This window comes from Umezakia ovalisporum Ak1311 (assembly GCF_029891685.1).
Classification (GTDB): domain Bacteria; phylum Cyanobacteriota; class Cyanobacteriia; order Cyanobacteriales; family Nostocaceae; genus Umezakia; species Umezakia ovalisporum.
In genome coordinates this window covers 30,342-45,967 of the sequence record NZ_JANQDJ010000042.1, presented here as the reverse complement: position 1 = coordinate 45,967, position 15,626 = coordinate 30,342, and the positions used below count along the sequence as shown (strand labels likewise).

Annotated in this window: 10 protein-coding genes and 2 pseudogenes; 8 read left to right on the top strand and 4 right to left on the bottom strand. The window is 42.2% G+C overall.

Annotation, left to right across the window (positions count from 1 at the left end; translation table 11 throughout):
• From NWP25_RS07210 to NWP25_RS07195, 4 genes and pseudogenes are all read left to right on the top strand, one after another.
• Nucleotides 1-356 (top strand): transposase (locus NWP25_RS07210; protein ID WP_313959066.1); only part of this gene is annotated, 356 nt, incomplete at its 5' end.
• 325 nt (nt 357-681) lie between these two features.
• Nucleotides 682-3,984 (top strand): type I restriction endonuclease subunit R, encoded by a 3,303-nt coding sequence (locus tag NWP25_RS07205; RefSeq protein WP_280699091.1) that lies wholly within the window; start codon nt 682-684, stop codon nt 3,982-3,984.
• Nucleotides 3,981-4,679, top strand: coding sequence for a M48 family metallopeptidase (locus tag NWP25_RS07200; RefSeq protein WP_280652246.1), 699 nt, complete (start codon nt 3,981-3,983; stop codon nt 4,677-4,679). The genes NWP25_RS07205 and NWP25_RS07200 overlap by 4 nt, the downstream gene beginning before the upstream one ends.
• Nucleotides 4,680-4,919: 240 nt before the next feature.
• Nucleotides 4,920-5,799, top strand: a pseudogene (locus NWP25_RS07195) (IS982 family transposase).
• Here the strand turns inward: NWP25_RS07195 and NWP25_RS07190 are convergent.
• Entirely contained in the window at nt 5,796-6,185 is a 390-nt protein-coding gene (locus NWP25_RS07190; RefSeq protein WP_374912755.1) for a hypothetical protein, read from the bottom strand. The pseudogene NWP25_RS07195 and the gene NWP25_RS07190 sit on opposite strands and share 4 nt — an antisense overlap.
• Before the next feature lie 233 nt (nt 6,186-6,418).
• On the opposite strand from NWP25_RS07190, the pseudogene NWP25_RS07185 reads away from it, so the two are divergent.
• Nucleotides 6,419-6,556 (top strand): annotated as a pseudogene (locus NWP25_RS07185) (transposase); the annotation flags it as partial.
• 85 nt (nt 6,557-6,641) lie between these two features.
• On the opposite strand, the gene NWP25_RS07180 reads toward NWP25_RS07185, so the two are convergent.
• Together NWP25_RS07180 and NWP25_RS07175 are read right to left on the bottom strand one after the other, a co-directional pair.
• Nucleotides 6,642-6,920, bottom strand: coding sequence for a LapA family protein (locus NWP25_RS07180; protein WP_280652244.1), 279 nt, complete (start codon nt 6,918-6,920; stop codon nt 6,642-6,644).
• A gap of 51 nt (nt 6,921-6,971) precedes the next feature.
• Nucleotides 6,972-8,411 (bottom strand): phosphoglucomutase/phosphomannomutase family protein, encoded by a 1,440-nt coding sequence (locus tag NWP25_RS07175; protein WP_280652243.1) that lies wholly within the window; start codon nt 8,409-8,411, stop codon nt 6,972-6,974.
• A 106-nt stretch (nt 8,412-8,517) separates the two neighbouring features.
• Here NWP25_RS07175 and NWP25_RS07170 point away from each other — a divergent pair, with 106 nt between their 5' ends.
• Nucleotides 8,518-9,402, top strand: coding sequence for a PD-(D/E)XK nuclease family protein (locus NWP25_RS07170; RefSeq protein WP_280652242.1), 885 nt, complete (start codon nt 8,518-8,520; stop codon nt 9,400-9,402).
• A 114-nt stretch (nt 9,403-9,516) separates the two neighbouring features.
• Here the strand turns inward: NWP25_RS07170 and NWP25_RS07165 are convergent, their stop codons facing one another.
• Nucleotides 9,517-11,193 (bottom strand): transglutaminase domain-containing protein, encoded by a 1,677-nt coding sequence (locus NWP25_RS07165; RefSeq protein ID WP_280652253.1) that lies wholly within the window; start codon nt 11,191-11,193, stop codon nt 9,517-9,519.
• Between the two features lie 294 nt (nt 11,194-11,487).
• On the opposite strand from NWP25_RS07165, the gene NWP25_RS07160 reads away from it, so the two are divergent.
• Nucleotides 11,488-14,346, top strand: a complete 2,859-nt coding sequence (locus NWP25_RS07160) for a cation-translocating P-type ATPase (RefSeq protein WP_280652252.1) — start codon at nt 11,488-11,490, stop codon at nt 14,344-14,346.
• A gap of 71 nt (nt 14,347-14,417) precedes the next feature.
• Nucleotides 14,418-15,575, top strand: a complete 1,158-nt coding sequence (recF, locus tag NWP25_RS07155; RefSeq protein WP_280652241.1) for a DNA replication/repair protein RecF — start codon at nt 14,418-14,420, stop codon at nt 15,573-15,575.
• Nucleotides 15,576-15,626 lie beyond the last annotated feature (51 nt).

Here is a 15,626-nt window from a genome sequence, read left to right as displayed (position 1 = left end):
CTAATCATTTACACGCAGTAATTATTATCTGTAGGAATGTATTGCAATACACCCCTACAACAGAATCCATGTCTATATCAAATTCCCTATTGCGATCGCCTTCTCAAACAATAGGTGCAATTGTGCGAGGCTTTAAAGGTGTTGCAACTAAACAAATTAACCAAATACGCGATTTACCAGGAACACCAATATGGCAGCGTAATTACTATGAATCTATTATTCGCAGTGAAAATGATTTGAATCGGGTTCGAGAATACATTATCAATAATCCGGCTCAATGGGATTTAGATGAGGAAAATCCTACCAATCATAAATCCGTAGGGGCGTATTGCAATACGCCCCTACATAGAAATTGAATGTATAGAATAAAATAGAATGCTTATTGATTCGATTGTTGCAAGAGTACCAACACCAGGAAAAATATTAAATCGAGTTCAATTGATGAGCTAGAAAAGCAAGTTTGTAATTTTTTCGGTATATCTTCTGTAAATGAAACACCACAGTTAGGTGTTAATTTTCGTTGTTCCCAACATCGAGAACCAGAAGAAACATCTCGCCTAGCTTGGTTAAAACGAGTTCAAAACAACGTTCCTCAACCCAATCTACCCAAACATTGAGTTTTAGGCCTAACTGAACTGTACTGTAATATAATGGAGTAAAATATAATCCGTACTTGTTCTGATGTTCAACGAGTATAGCCAGGTTGAACTCCCTCTAATTAACCAACTTCAACTCATGGGTTGGCAACATATCGAGGGTGACATTGATGCTCCTTACCTAACTGACAGACAAAACTTCCGGGAAGTCCTGCTGATGGAAAGATTACACAAAGCCATCGGCAGAATTAACCTTGATGACAACGGACAACCTTGGCTAGATGATAGTCGCATCAATACCGCCATTGGTGTTTTAGAAAGGTTGGGAACTGCCAAACTCATGGAAGCGAATCAAATAGCCACTGATTTGCTACTTCAAGGAACTGTAATAGAAGGTGATCCACAATGGGATGGAGGCAGAGATCAGACTGTTCGCTTCATTGATTTTGACCATCCTGAACGCAATGATTTTCTAATTATTAATCAATTCCGCGTTGATATTCCTGGCGGTAAAAATTATATAATTCCTGATATTGTTTTATTTGTCAATGGCATTCCCCTAGTAGTAATAGAATGCAAAAGTCCTTCTAGCACCGAACCAATGGCAGAAGGAATTAACCAGTTACGGCGTTATTCAAATCAACGAGAAGAAATCGCAGATGATGAAGGTGTAGAAAAACTATTTCATTACAATCAATTTTTGATTTCTACCTTTTTCCATGTAGCCAGAGTAGGCACAATTGGCGCATCATATCAACATTATCTAGAATGGAAAGATACTAGTCCCGTCTCAATGGCTGAAGTAGCAGCAGAATTAGGTGTAAGGGCGTATGGCCATACGCCCCTAAGTAGTCAGCAAATTTTAGTAGCGGGAATGCTGCGTCCAGCCCTCTTACTGGACATAGTTCGCAATTTCACCCTATTTCAGCAATCAGGTGGCAAGAATCTCAAAATAGTGGCTCGTTATCAGCAGTTTAGAGCCGTACAGGAGTCAATTCGCCGCTTGCAAAATGGTCAAACTCGTTGCCAACATGGTGAAAGTGACCAACGCGGGGGTATTATTTGGCATACTCAAGGATCTGGTAAAAGTTTAACAATGGTTTTCTTGGTGCGAAAGCTGAGAACTTTACCAAAATTACGGCGCTTTAAAGTTGTTGTGGTGACAGATAGAGTAGATTTACAAAAACAACTTAGTAACACTGCCAGTCTCACTAATGAAACAGTCCTGAAAGCAACAAATACCGAAGAACTCAAAACACTGTTGCGTCAATCTAGTCCAGATTTAATCTTTGCCACAATTCAGAAATATCAACAGCGAGATGAGGATATCTCCGATGGTAGGGGCGTATTGCAATACGCCCCTACAGGAAATACTACTGTTCGCAAAGCAGCAGAAAAATCCTCTAGCTATAACCTCAATCCAAAAGTGCTGCGTCTGGTGACGGAAACCGAGCAGTTTCCTATTTTGAACGATTCTGAAGATATCCTAGTTTTAGTAGATGAAGCCCACCGCACCCAAGCTAGTCAACTACACGCTAACTTAATGGCAGCGTTACGCAATTGTGCCAGGATTGGTTTTACAGGGACTCCAATTGTGGCAGGAAAACGCAAGCGCACCTACGAAATTTTTGGGGAGTTTATTGATCGCTACACCATTCAACAATCAGAAGCAGATGGGGCAACTGTACCAATTCTCTATGAAGGACGTACTGCTGAGGCTGAGGTAGCAGATGGGCGATCGCTAGATCAACTTTTCGAGGATATGTTTCGCCATCGCACTCCTGAAGAATTAGCCGCAATTCGTGCTAAATACGCCACAGAAGGCAATGTCTTGGAAGCTCCAAAACTCATAGCAGCCAAGGCAGAGGATATGCTGCGCCATTATGTAGAAACAGTGCTACCCAATGGCTTTAAAGCCCAAGTTGTGGCTAGTAGTCGCCTCGCAGCAGTCCGCTATCAACAGGCTTTTGTTGCTGCTCATGAAAAATTAGTAACCCAGTTGGAAAGTTTTGACCCTTCTCAACCATCTTCAAATCCCGAAACTGACTTTTTAAACCGGATTTATCCGCAATTAGAGCAAATCAAAGGTTTAGAGTTTGCAAGTATAATTTCCAGTGGAAACAATGACGATCCAGCTTGGAAGCAGTGGAGTGATGAATCCAAAGTAGAAGACTACATCAACCGATTTAAAAAACCACTGGTGCATCCTGACCTCAACAAACAAGATAGTTTGGCTTTCATCATCGTCAAGAGTATGTTGCTGACTGGTTTTGATGCCCCAATTGAGCAAGTATTGTATCTAGATCGCTCAATGCAAGGACATGAACTACTGCAAGCCATCGCTCGTGTAAACCGCACCTATACCCGTAAATCCTGCGGCTTTGTTGTAGACTACTACGGTGTAGCCCGACATCTGAAACAAGCCTTGGCAGTTTATAGTGCTGAAGATATCCAAGGGGCTTTAATTAGCTTAAAGGATGAGTTACCCAAATTGAGCCATCGCTATCAACGTGTACTTGCTGTTTTCCAAGGACGGGGTATTCCAGACATTACCGATGTTAATAGTTGCATTGAATTACTACGAGATATAAAAATCCGGGCTGAATTTGTAGTCAAGTTGAAGCAATTTCTAGAAAGCCTAGATATTGTCATGCCCCGACCAGAAGCATTACCTTACATAAAAGATGCCAAAATTCTCGGTTACATCAATAAAGCTGCTGCTAACCTCTACCGTGATTTCCAACTCAATCTCTACGACGCAGGAAATAAAGTCCGGCAACTGATAGACGAATACATCATAGCCAGTGGTATAGATCCTCAAGTCCCGCCCATCTCGATTATGGATGCTGATTTTGAGAATGCTGTTAACTCTCGTACTTCAAATCGTGCCAAAGCATCGGAGATGGAACACGCTGCTCGTTACCATATCAGTAAAAAGTTTCAGGAAGACCCGTCTTATTACAAAAAATTAAGCGAACGCCTAGAAGAGATTCTAGAAAAGTTTCAGGATAAATGGGCAGAATTAGTAGAAGCATTACGCCAATTTACTGAAGATTTACGGCAAGGTCGTCCAGCAGATGAAACTGGCCTTGATCCCAATACTCAAGCGCCATTCTTAGGCATCCTAGTCGAAGAAATCAACGTAGGGGCGTATTGCAATACGCCCCTAGACAAACTGGTAGCCGTTACAGTGGAAATGGTAGAACACATCCGTCAAGAAATTCGCATAGTTGATTTCTGGCGAAATGCCCACGCCCAGAACGTATTGCGAGGCTGGATTGTGAGTTTTTTAGATGACCACGATGTGATATCCTTCTCTAGACAACAGGCAGTGAGCGATCGCATCGTAGAATTAGCCAAACACCTCCATGCGAGATTAACCACATGAGTGAATCTCTGGTAATTGATGATTTGTACTTTGTATTAAATCGAAGTAACAAACGAAAAACAGTAGGTATTACCATTGACCGAGGTGGAGAATTAATCGTCAATGCTCCCTATGACTGTCCTTTGGCAATAATTGAGCAAATTGCCCAAGAGAAACGTTTTTGGATTTACACGAAATTAGCAGAAAAAGAATTACTTTCCCAAAATTGCTCAGATAAAGAGTTTATCAACGGTGAAGGATTTTATTATCTAGGTCGTAGCTATCGACTGTTGTTAGTAGCACGAAAATCTCCCATGGCTCTACGCCTTTACCAAGGTAGATTTATGCTCAGGTCTAATGAACAGAACCATGCTAGAGAGCATTTCATTCATTGGTATACACAACACGCTGAACTTTGGTTACAACGTTGGGTAAATTTATTTTCACCCAGGCTAGGTGTAGCTCCTGGCCTGATCAAAATCAGAGACTTGGGTTTTCGTTGGGGGTCATGTGGTAGTAGGGGAAATCTTTATTTCCATTGGTTAACAGTCCTCCTACCACCCCGAATTATAGAATATATAATCGTTCATGAATTAGTGCATCTGCACGAGTCGCACCACAATGAACAGTTCTGGAAGTATATAGAGCGTGTTTTGCCGGATTTTGGATTCAGGAAGCAGTGGTTAGCTGAAAATGGTAGTCGCTTTGTATTATAAAAGGTAAAGTAAGTTACCAAATTATCGATGTCTGAGGACAAGCTGCTTCGCGTCTATGCATCTCTTGATGAAGGTAAACCCGTAATCCCTGTGTGATTAGATGTGATTCATAACCACTTACAAGAAAAATTACAAACAAGAGTTAATTGAAAATGGAAATTAATAGCTTAACCTGAGTTCGGGATAAGGAAAGGGACAGGTAGTAAGCTGAAAATAGGGTTAAATCCAGCAACCTGTCCTATGTTTAGTTTAGATGCTTTGTTTTGTCATGTAGATGATTTCTGTAAAGCATTTGAAGCCCAATGGCACAAAAAGCTGTTAATTCATGAGGAAAGAAAGGGGAATCGAGGAAAAAGCCTATGCTTAAGTGAAATCATGACAATACTGATTGCATTTCATCAGAATCACTACCGCAATTTTAAGTATTTTTATTTGAATCAAGTGAAAAAATATTGGAGTGATGCGTTTCCAGGTCTACCCAGCTATCAAAGATTTATCGGATGGATACCATGTACCTTGATCCCTCTGTGGGTCTATCTCAAGCATTGTTTTGGCAAATGTACGGGTACGGGTTTTATGGATTCAACCAGTTTGAAAGTCTGCCACAATCGTCGTATTTCACGCTATAGGGTGTTTAAAGGTTTAGCCGAGCGCGGCAAGACTTGTGTGGATTGGTTTTTTGGTTTCAAGTTGCATCTTGTCGTCAATGAGTTTGGTCAACTGTTAAATGTAACTATCACTCCTGGTAATGTTGATGACCGTCAGCCTGTACATGATTTACTGACTGGTCTGTTTGGCAAAATTTTTGGCCATCGCGGTTATGTCTCCCAAAAACTCGCTTCTCAACTTTTACAAGACTTCGGAATTGAATTTTTTTGCCAAACCTCGCCGCAACATGAAGAACAAGCTTATGGGTCTTCACCACAAGCTTTTGTTTCGTAAACGCTCCATTATCGAGACTATTAACGACCAACTCAAAAACATTTCTCAGACTGAGCATTCTACACACCGAAGCCCAGTTAATTTTTGCGTTAACGTTCTTTGCGGATTAATCGCTTATTGTCATCAACCCAAGAAACCTAGTCTTCAACTAGACTGGCTTTTACCTTCTTACCTTTAACCCGAACTCAGGTTAATTAAGTCACCAAATGTTGAGAATTTACCACGCTTTTCTAGAGTTGTTAAGTCAATAATGACTTGTAAAAAGGGTTTTCGCCCTGGTGTTGATGACGACAATATCTTTAAAACTGCTTCTAATGCGTGGCAACAAACTACCTTAATCATCTTCCTTGTTGACCAAGGGTTTATGTTTAAGAATCTGCTGATTGCACTAGGGGATTTTATCTGACTGTGTTCAGGTAATGGGTGTCCTTGTGCCTGTAAGAATAATGTCAACATCGCTTCCAAGTTATCTTTCTGGTACTGCGTCGGCATCAATTCTTTAAGGGTGTAAACTAAGTTTTGGGCGTGGGCAAGCATTGACGAGTGCTTTTTATCGACATACATTTCACGCCTTTTTTCTCATTTTTTGAGACAAGGATACAATCATATCCGTGCCAGATGTCAAAAAGTCCTTACATCCCATAATCTCTTACCTCTGTATTAATCGCTGCATTCCAGTCTTATTTAAAACACAAGCTATTTAATTGGTTCTGTTCATCTGTTGTTATAGTTTTATACTGGTTTATTTAATTTTTACTGGTTAATACGGTTGGTGCAAGATATGAGTTAAAGCTTGTTTGCTTCCAACACTCAAACCGGGACAGGTTGTGGTGATGGATAATGCCACATTTCATAAAGGTGGGCGCATTGAACAACTGATTCAGTACCCAGGGTGTGAAGTGCTGTACCTACCACCTTATTCTCCACACCTGAATCACAATGTGTAGAAATGTTGAATAACAATCTGCAAGTCTAAGCTTTGTGTTTGAATGCACCTGATTAATTTATGCCTGAATTTGCTTAGAAGTCTTCGTCATCTACAAAAAACTCAGCATCTTCATCTAATGAAGATCTACCCTGCCAAGATCCGGCAATATCCCAGAGGGGTTGCAGTATTGCCATGCCAATTAAACCCACACCGACACTGAAAGCCAGTACTAAACCTACTGGGATTTGAATTGATTGAAATGTTAAGAATTTTAAAGATACAGGGGTGGCATTTTGGACTGAGATAATGGCGATCGCTGCTAGCCAAATAGCCACAATTAAAGATATCAAAATAGGAATCAAAGTTTTCATAATTTAAACTCCCCTCTCCGTTGACGAAGAGGGGTTAGGGATGAAGTTCTGTTAAATTGCTACTGCTTCTAGTTTAGCGATGGCACTTTCCATTTCTTGAGCAACTGTGGCTAGTTTCTCTGAAGAGTTGGTTTCCATGTAAACGCGTACTAGAGGTTCTGTACCTGAAGGGCGTAGCAATATCCAGCTACCTTCTTCTAAGTACAGTTTAATTCCGTCTTTGCGTCCAACTTCTTTGACCTTAATTCCGGCCACCTCTGAGGGAGGATTCTTAGTAAAGAAGTCAATAACGGTGTTTTTGTGTGCTTCTGTCAGGTGTAGGTCGAGACGCTCATTGTAAAGTGGACCATCAGCTTCGGCGATGGCTTCTTTCACCAATTGACTGAGGGGTTTACCTTCATAGGCGATGGCTTCTGCCACGAGCATATCGGCTAAAATACCATCTTTTTCGGGAATATGGCCAATTACACTTAAGCCGCCTGATTCTTCACCTCCAATCAGCACGGTAGTTTCCCTCATTTTTTCACCAATGTATTTAAAGCCTACGGCTGTTTCATAAATGGGCAAGCCGTGTTTAGCTGCGAAATTATCTAGGAGATGAGTTGTGGCTACAGTGCGGACTATTGCGCCGCTTTTACCTTTGTTTTTGATTAAATGACGTGCTAGTAATAGCAGCACAGTGTTAGGGGTGAGGACATTTCCTAATTCATCAACGACACCAAAGCGATCGCTATCGCCATCTGTAGCCAAGCCCAAGTCAGCTTTGTCAGCTTGTACTGCTTCCACCAGGCCAACAAGTTGTTCACCTTTGGGTTCGGGCATTCCGCCGCCAAATAGCACATCACGTCTAGTGTTGAAGCTTTCTAACTGACAGCCGCAGTGTTGCAAAACTTCATCCAAATAGCCGCGAGAGGTAGAATAAAGGGCATCGTACTTAACCTTTAAATTCGCGCTTTTGATCCGTTCTAAATCTAACAAAGTGTAGATGAATTTTAGATACTCTGGTTTGGGATCAAACATCGAAATTTTACCAACAGAACTACTGCTTGCCAGGGCATTGGATGCACTTTCAATGTTTGCCACAATAGTATCAGTAATCTCTGGAGTGGCAGGCCCAGCATAATCAGGAATATATTTAATTCCACAGTAAGGTGCTGGGTTATGGCTAGCGGTAAACATCAAAGCCCCAGCAGAATTTAAAAGCCGGGCGTTGTATGCGATTACTGGTGTAGGGCAATCCCGATCAGTAATTTTTACAGTCCAACCTAAGTCTGCCAAAACTTCAGCTGCTGTTTGGGCGAACTGGTCAGCTAAAAACCTAGTATCGTAGGCAATAAGAACTGGTCTATCTTTTGAATAGGCTGTTTCGAGATAACTTGCGATGGCCCTTGTTACTTTCCGCACATTGGGAAAAGTAAAATCATCGGCGATAATTCCTCTCCAACCGTCGGTACCAAATTTTATCTTGCTGGAATTGCTACTAACGCTCATTTGTATCACTTTCTCCCGGACAAATTTAATACTATAGGAAGCTTCTCGCAAAGCGTGCGTAGCCGCAAGTATCCTCCAACGTATTTTTTCTCACTGATATTGAGCAATGTCATTTCCTAATCGACCCTTTGCTAGTTATCACCTTTGGTCTTTAGTTGCCCCAGCAACCGGACAAGAACGTTGGCATTGTCAGATGAGGAGGGGGTTTATTAAAGCGCGTCAACATGAACCACAAGTTAAAGCGCTGTTGGGTAGAGCTACCGCACCCCAGCTAATTGGTATCCTTGCCCAAAAAGGCGTTTATGAATTCCATCATAATAGACATCTCTTAAACCAATCAGACGGTGTAGATCGAGTTGCCCAGCTACTAAAATTAAGCACCTCAACTGAGCAAGTGCAACAGCGCGTGCTGCGGATTTTGCAGAAATATCATAATGCCCCGTTACTCTTAAATAAACACATCATCCAATTAACAAGAGGTGATGAAGGATTTCCCAAGCCAATTTTTGTGGAACAGAAAGATTGTCATTTCCGCTTATATGCAGCCATGGACTGTATTTTTTGGGAATCTGACCGCACTTTGCATATTTTAGATTTTAAAACTGGTAAATCTAGCTTTGACCGACGACAGGCATTAGTTTATTTACTAGCTGCCCGTTATCTTTACCCTGGAATAGAAGCAGTAGCATCATTTTATAATTTGGAGATGTGTAAAGAATCAGATTTAATTAGCATTAATAATAGGGAATTAGAATCTTTAAAATTTGATTTAGCAAATATTGCTAACAAGCATCAATACGATTTACAAAAATATCACGAAAAAACGAGTAATTTCAGTAAAATATTCCCTCCCAATCCAGGTAATCACTGCCGCTTTTGCCAGTTCAACTCCATTTGTGATTTTTCTAAAAAGACATCTTATTTTCCCACCTTGCCCAGTTTTATAAGTCATGAAGGACAACGGAGTAAGAGGGAGAACAAAAATATTTGAAGGATTGAAATATGACAGGGAACAGGGACTGAAAACTCATGTGGTGTCTTGTAGCACCCTGGTAGAGACAATTCATGAATTGTCCCTACGTTCTTGGTTCAAGATGACTAATGACTAATCACCAAAGGGCGGTAATTGCTTGAGAATTGTAAAGCGAATGTGATTAATTGCTAAGTCCCCTATGGGAATGTCTTCTTTTGTCAGCCTTACACCCTGACTGCTTAAGCTTTCAAAGGTTATGCCTTTGCCAATTTCGATGTGATACCAGGATAAACCCATAAAAAAGCGTGTGGGGTAGGGGCCATTGTTTCCCAAATCATCAGGATTAGATTCCATTGGCAACCAACCAAAACCGGGTATGTAGAATTCTAACCAAACATGGTTAAAGTCTGGTTGTAAGGGAACTCCTTGATGTTCGCTATGGGGGGGACATTTGTATCTACCCACTGTACGGCAGGGAATGCCATTTAAACGGCATAAAGCTAGTAAAACCCCTACATACTCGCCGCAGGAACCAACACCTCGTTCTAATACCAAGTCTGGGGTGTCAATGTAGGGTTTAATGCCATAGGATAATTCATCGTATACGTAGTTGCGGATGTTGTACATTTTCCGGAGCAGATTTGTTTCTGAACCAATGGCTTCACTGGCGGCACGGCGAACAATGGCAGTATCCATTGCTAAATCATCGTCATCTACTAGGTAGCGACTTTGAAGCTCTGGTAACACTTCCGGAACATTTTCTACATCTTTTGGAGTGATGCGATACTTAATTCCGCGAACTTCTAATAGTGCTTTCCACCCAAATATGTGCCTTTCGCCCGGAGTGAGGGCATCAAATGTAAATACTGCCACACGTTGTCCATCGATCAATTCTTCTGTAAACGGCATACCGATAGGTTCAACGTGTTTCAACTTTTGGCGTTCTGTTTCTGAGGGGAGGGCAATACGCCATTCTACATCTGGCAAATACACCTCTTCTAACGGGGAAATTTCCTCGGCGTAGGACATTTCGATGAGATAGCCATTGGAAAGGGCGTATTTTTGATCTGGGTCGTGATAGTAATGCAGAGGGTGAATAAAAGTGCGATCGCGGTATGTTAGTTCATGACTGGGGTCGGCGTTGGGGTTATCCCGGATGTAAGGCTCATCTGAGGCATAAGCGACAAAAAGAGTTTCTTTGCCTGTTTGTTCATTTCTATGTATGGCAATACCTGTGGGAAATTCAAATGGTGTTAATACGCTGAATTGTATTTCTCCCGTGGCTCTGTCCACAGCATAAACTGTTTGTTCTGTGCGATCGCAAACCCAAAGAGTATCATGGCTAACTGCCAAATTTTCTACGCCTACCCCCGGCGCATAAAACCTGGTGATTTCTTTGCGGGTATTGCGATCAAAAATGAGAATATATCCCAGCTTGTGGCAACTTACATAAACTGTTGATTCCCACACAGCAACGCCATCAGCAGCATAAGGCAAGGTGACGAAATGTTCTAGACCCAAGGACGAGATTTTGGACAGATAAACACTGTTTTCACGGGTTATCCACAGAGAATCTGACCATACTGCTAAACCAGTAACATCCCGAAATTCCCTGACTTGGTGGGGATTTCTGATTTTGCTGTTATCAGAAATGGGATCAATCTCCAGTAAATGTCCCTTAATACTATCAATCGCGATCAGTGTATCTTTGATGAAAGCAATCCCACAAAGAGAGGCTGCTGTTAACGGTCGAATTGTTCTTTGACCAAACATTTGGCTGGCAATCAAACTAGGAAGTGCAAAACTCATATTAAGCATATTTATTTAACGGTTTAGCACGCCCAGAATTAATTTTGGCATATCCTTGATGACCAAAATTATGTCTTTTCAAGCTAATGTAACTAAACACAATGTCCCTATTGTTATGGTTTGTATCGTATAAATACATAGATTGCCAGCAAGAAAAACTAGTAAATTTCCGGAATCACATTTACATTCAAGTCACCCAGGCTGCTGAAAATTCTTAATGTAACTTTAGCTGATGCGTTTCCAGTCATCCCTAAATTATGATCGAATTTTATAACCATTTCAGTGACATACACAATGTCTGCTAATTCTCAGCCTGAAAGTAACTCCCTTTGGCATAGTTGGGAAATTGATCAAGCTTTAAACCTGCTCAAAACCGATGCAGACAAAGGCTTAACCTCTCAAGACGTGCAACAGCGCCTGCAAAAATACGGTCCCAACGAACTGGAAGAAAATGAAGGTCGCAACCCTTGGGAAATCCTGCTAGATCAGTTCAAAAACATTATGTTATTGATGCTGATTGCCGTAGCTTTTATTTCTGGCTTCTTAGACCTCATGGCTTGGCAAGCAGGAGAATTCAAACCTGGTGAAGTGCCGTTTAAAGATACAGTGGCAATTCTGGCAATCGTCATTGTCAATGGCATCCTCGGCTATGTCCAAGAAAGTCGTGCCGAAAAAGCTTTAGCAGCATTGAAAAAACTTTCCTCTCCCTTGGTCCGAGTCCTCCGCGACGGCAAATTGATGGAAATAGCAGCCCAAGAGTTAGTTCCAGGAGATATGATCCTGCTAGAAACAGGAATGCAAATAGCCGCCGATGGACGCTTAATTGAACAATCTAATTTACAAGTGCGGGAATCAGCCCTTACAGGTGAAGCCGAGGCTATCAGTAAACGAGCGAATCTAATCTTACCCCCAGAAACAGCCCTGGGCGATCGCCTGAATTTAGTTTTTCAAGGTACTGAAGTTGTCCAAGGACGAGCCAAGGTATTGGTCACTAACACCGGAATGCAAACAGAACTGGGCAAAATTGCCACCATGTTGCAATCAGTAGAAAACGAACCTACACCTTTGCAACAGCGCATGACACAACTCGGCAATACCTTAGTTTTCGGTTCCTTGGTGCTGGTAGCTTTTGTGGTAGTAGGTGGCATCATTCAAGCCAGAGGGTTCGGCAACATTCGCGAACTGTTAGAAGTTTCATTGAGTATGGCAGTGGCTGTGGTTCCAGAAGGTTTACCTGCTGTCATCACCGTAACATTAGCACTGGGAACTCAACGCATGGTACGCCATCAAGCCTTGATTCGCAAATTACCAGCAGTAGAAACCTTGGGTTCTGTAACTACTATATGTTCTGATAAAACAGGCACGTTGACCCAAAACAAAATGGTCGTGCAGTCAATTTATAACAACAACCATGTATATCACGTCACTGGAGAAGGTTATGCACCGAGAGGAGATTTTCAGTTCAACAATCAAACCATCGCAGTGGAAGATGATCCGCAAATTTCTGCCCTGCTAGTCGCAGCCGCAGTGTGTAATGATGCAGTGCTGCAACAACAAAAAGGAGAATGGAGGATCTTAGGAGACCCCACCGAAGGAGCATTGGTCACTGTAGCCGCTAAAGCCGGAATTGAACAAGACCAATGGAACAGCAAATTACCCCGGGTCAATGAATTTCCCTTTGACTCGGAACGTAAGCGCATGAGCGTCATTTGTCAAGTAGAACAAGTAGCCACAGGTGAAGCATCTTTAACCGATGTAGACCCTCTAATTGCTGACATGACCCAATCTCAACAGTACTTAATGTTCACAAAGGGGTCGCCTGAGTTAACTTTGGCAGGTTGTACTCAGATACATTCGGGTAATCATGCTGCTGCTTTAACCGAGGAACAACGGCAAAAAATTTTGGCAGAAAATGACCGCATGGCCAATAAAGGATTGCGGGTACTTGGTTTTGCTTACAAACCCCTTACAGAAATGCCTTCCGACACAGCCGAAACATCCGAGCAAAATTTAATTTGGTTGGGGTTAATCGGCATGTTGGATGCTCCTCGTCCAGAAGTGAGAGCAGCTGTGCAAGAATGCCGTAACGCAGGCATTCGGCCTATTATGATTACAGGTGACCACCAACTCACTGCACGGGCTATCGCCGCAGATTTAGGCATTGCAGGTGAGGGAGATCGAGTGCTCACAGGTCAAGAATTGCAGCACATGAGTGACCAAGATTTAGAGCAACAAGTTGACCTCGTAAGTATTTACGCCAGAGTTGCCCCAGAACATAAACTGCGAATTGTCCAAGCCCTACAACGGCGGGGCAGATTTGTCGCGATGACCGGGGATGGTGTCAACGATGCTCCAGCCTTGAAACAAGCTGATATTGGCATAGCAATGGGCATAACTGGCACAGATGTCAGTAAAGAAGCCAGTGATATGGTGCTACTCGATGACAACTTTGCTACCATTGTCGCTGCCACCAAGGAAGGTAGGGTAGTTTATACCAATATTCGCCGCTTTATTAAATACATTCTCGGCAGTAACATTGGGGAAGTGCTCACCATTGCCTCAGCACCACTGCTCGGACTCGGAGGTGTTCCTCTTACACCCCTACAAATTCTTTGGATGAACTTAGTGACCGACGGTTTACCAGCTTTGGCATTAGCTGTAGAACCCCCGGAGCCAGATGTGATGAAACGACCGCCTTTTAGTCCCAGGGAAAGTATTTTTGCTAGGGGTTTAGGTGCTTACATGATTCGCATCGGCATCGTTTTCGCCATAATTACCATAATGTTTATGCTCTGGGCACACAATCATGTGCAATTAGTAGTGGGAGAAAACCTCGACCCGCAACGCTGGAAGACAATGGTGTTCACATGTTTATGCATAGCTCAAATGGGTCATGCCATCGCCATTCGTTCCAACAACAAACTGACTGTGGAGATGAATCCCTTCTCAAACATCTTTGTCTTGCTGGCTGTGGTGGTGACGACAATTTTACAATTGATGCTTGTTTATGTTCCTCCTCTACGTGCCTTTTTTGGCACACATTGGTTACCTCCAGCGGAATTGGGTATTTGTATTGGTTTCAGCGCTTTGATGTTCGTCTGGATTGAATTAGAAAAATTATTCTTTCGCATCACGGGTAGAACCACTGTGTAAAAAAAGCAAAAGGTCATGGTCAAAAGTCAAAGAAATATCATCTTTTCGCCAATAAGCAATTAATAATTTCTATGTACCTGAAGAATATCCACCTGAAACAATTTCGTAATTACCAAGATCAAAAAGTTGAGTTTACTGCCGCTAAAACTATTTTATTAGGTAATAATGCTCAAGGAAAATCGAATTTGTTAGAAGCGGTGGAGTTGCTGGCGACATTGCGATCGCATCGGTTGGGACGCGATCGCGATTTTATTCAATCAGGTAAGGATGTGGCCCAAATTCATGCCTTGCTTGAGGGACAAAATGGCATTAGTGAAGCAGCCTTAACTTTGCGCCGTAATCATCGCCGCAGTGTAGCAATTAACGGGGCATCTGTACGCCGACAAATGGATTTTTTAGGGCTACTCAATGCTGTGCAATTTTCCAGCTTGGATTTAGACTTGGTGCGCGGTAGCCCAGAACATCGTCGTCATTGGCTCGATACTTTGTTAATTCAACTCGAACCGATTTATGCTCACATTTTGCAGCAATACAACCAGGTCTTACGCCAACGCAATGCTGATTTCAAAAAAACTGCCAATTCAGCAGTTTCTACTGTACAAGCAAAAAATCGTCTCCGTCCAAATTCCACCCTAGCCATATGGGATGCTCAGTTAGTCACCACTGGTACCAAAGTGATGAGAAGACGCGCTCGCGCTTTGCAAAGACTAGCACCTTTGGCAACAGCTTGGCACAGTAGTATTAGTGGTAGCAAAGAAATTCTGCAAATCAATTATTTACCCAATGTCTCCTGGGCAGATAATGATCCAGAGCAAATTCATGCAGCTTTTTTCACTCAAATTCACCAACGAGCCGCAGCCGAGCTGTACCGAGGTACTACCCTTGTCGGACCCCATCGGGATGAAATAGAGTTGATGATTAATCAAACTCCTGTCCGTCAATACGGTTCTCAAGGGCAACAACGAACTTTAGTTTTGGCATTAAAATTAGCCGAACTACAACTAATTGAACAAGTCGTCCAAGAACCACCATTGCTGTTACTAGATGATGTTCTCGCTGAATTAGACCCGTTTCGCCAAAATCAATTGTTGGATGCCATTCAAGACCGTTTTCAAACTTTAATCACTACCACTCACCTCAGTTCTTTTGATGCTCAGTGGTTGAATTCTTCACAAATTCTTTATGTCAAGTCTGGTCAAATCACCCCCACTGTCAACAAAGATTTGTAATTAGGGAGTCTGGGCAAAAATACCATCACCGACATTACACTGATGAAGTCT